The organism is Nonomuraea sp. NPDC003201 (assembly GCF_053590415.1).
The window spans coordinates 1-1,706 of record NZ_JBSFTC010000709.1 but is presented as its reverse complement, the minus strand read 5'-3'; the positions used below and the strand labels follow the sequence as shown (position 1 = coordinate 1,706).

General features: G+C 65.8%; 2 protein-coding genes. One reads left to right on the top strand and one right to left on the bottom strand.

The features are described 5' to 3' along the window. Positions 1 to 388: 388 nt before the first annotated feature. The gene (locus ACWDX9_RS63000) at positions 389 to 1,246 is read right to left on the bottom strand and encodes an integrase core domain-containing protein (protein ID WP_449973399.1); all 858 of its coding nucleotides are present in this window, start codon (positions 1,244 to 1,246) and stop codon (positions 389 to 391) included. Between ACWDX9_RS63000 and ACWDX9_RS62995 the strand changes: the two genes are divergently transcribed. After that, a complete protein-coding gene (locus ACWDX9_RS62995; RefSeq protein WP_449973398.1) occupies positions 1,245 to 1,445 on the top strand; it encodes an HIT domain-containing protein in 201 nt (66 codons plus the stop codon). The two genes, ACWDX9_RS63000 and ACWDX9_RS62995, sit on opposite strands and share 2 nt — an antisense overlap. Positions 1,446 to 1,706: the final 261 nt, after the last annotated feature.

The window sequence follows — 1,706 nt, the reverse complement described above, 5'->3', positions numbered from 1 at the left end:
CTTGGTTCCGTCTCCTGGGTGGCCGGAGCTCGCGCCGCCACGCGAAGCCTTTGCAGGGTTATGACCTGGGCGGATGTAATTATCGGCAGGCGCACCGCTGAGGAGCGCAGATGGCGGCGTCAACGTCCATCGCACTCGGGCCTGGGAGAGCAAGTTGGCCCAGGGCATCGGCCAGGCCGTCATCAGCCGGAAGAGGGCGGCTCGATTAGCAGAGGCCTGTTCCGATGATGATCGCCGCGAAAGCCTCGGTTGTAGTCCGCTGCCAGCCTGTGCCGCTCGAATATTGAGCTATGGGTCCTGAGCTGCGGTTAAGCGGCGTGGTGGTATTCGCTGATCATGCTGGCAACGACGGGTTTTCGGCGGCTGATCCGCTGGTCGTTGAGGTCGGTCACGTCGTGAGCGGGCTGCGCTGCGATGTCCGGGGACGTTGCTGCCGGGACTGGTGCGGCCGGTGCCGGTTGTAGTGGATCAGGTACTCCTGGAGCACGCGGGCCAGGTGGCGTTCATTGAGGATCAGAATCCGCTCCAGAAGTTCACGGCGCAGCGTGCCGATGACGCGCTCGCAGATGGCGTTCATCCTCGGCGTCCGCGGCAGCGTGGTGATGATCCGCAGCCCTTCAGCTGTGAAGACCTCCCTGAACGCCGAGGTAAAGAGCGGATCCCGATCGTGGATCGGGAACCGTAGCCCGGTGATGCGGTCGCCCAGGTTCATCGCCAGGTTGCGGGCTTGCTGGGCCGCCCAGGCCCCGGTCGGGTGTGCGGTTACGCCGGCCAGGTGCAGTCGTCGGGTGCCGTGCTCGATGAAGAGCAGCACGTAGAGCCGTTTGAGCGTGATCGTCTCGACCGCGAGGAAGTCACAGGCGATGATCGCGTGGGCCTGAGCGGTCAGGAACTGCCGCCAGGTCGGCCCGGCTCGGCGGGGTGCCGGATCGATACCGGCGGCGTGCAGGATCTCCCACACCGTGGAGACCGCGATGCTGTAGCCCAGCCCGGCCAACTCGCCTTGGATTCTGCTATGCCCCCAGCTCGGGTTCTCCCGCGCCATCCGCACAATCAGTGCCTTGACCGGTCGGCGGGTGCAGGGCCGTCCCGGACGCCGCCTGTCTGTGAAAGTCCACTTACGCGCCACGAGACTGCGATGCCAACGCAGGATCGCCGCCGGGGTGACCGGGAACACCTCCGCCCACTGGCGGCGGTGTATCAGTCGCGACAACGCCGCAAGCCAGAGACGGTCGGCGCCGGCCATGACCAGGACCTGTACATTTTGCGGCATCGTTGCTGGAGAGATCCCCGCGGAGATCGTCTACTCCGACGAGCACGTGGTCGCCTTCCTTGACATCTCGCAGGCGACTCGCGGTTACACCCTGGTCGTCCCCCGCGAGCACTGTCGCGACCTGACCGACATCGGCCCGGACCGCGCGGGCCTGCTGATGCGGGGTCGGTGAAGGTCCATTTACGCGCTACCAGGTAGCGGTGCCAGCGCAGGATCGTCGCCGGGATGACCGGGAATACTTCCGACCACTGGCGGCGGTGGATCAGCCGCGACAATGCTGCAAGACAGAGCCGGTCGGCGTGACCCCACCTAAGCTGGCCACCGAGCTGACGGCGGAGGGGCCTTCCCCCACGGAAGTGGACACGCGTTGGGGTGTGTCATGCGGCCAGTGTCAGGCTAATCGATCTTTGCTGGTGTAGGTGCTCGTAGGAGA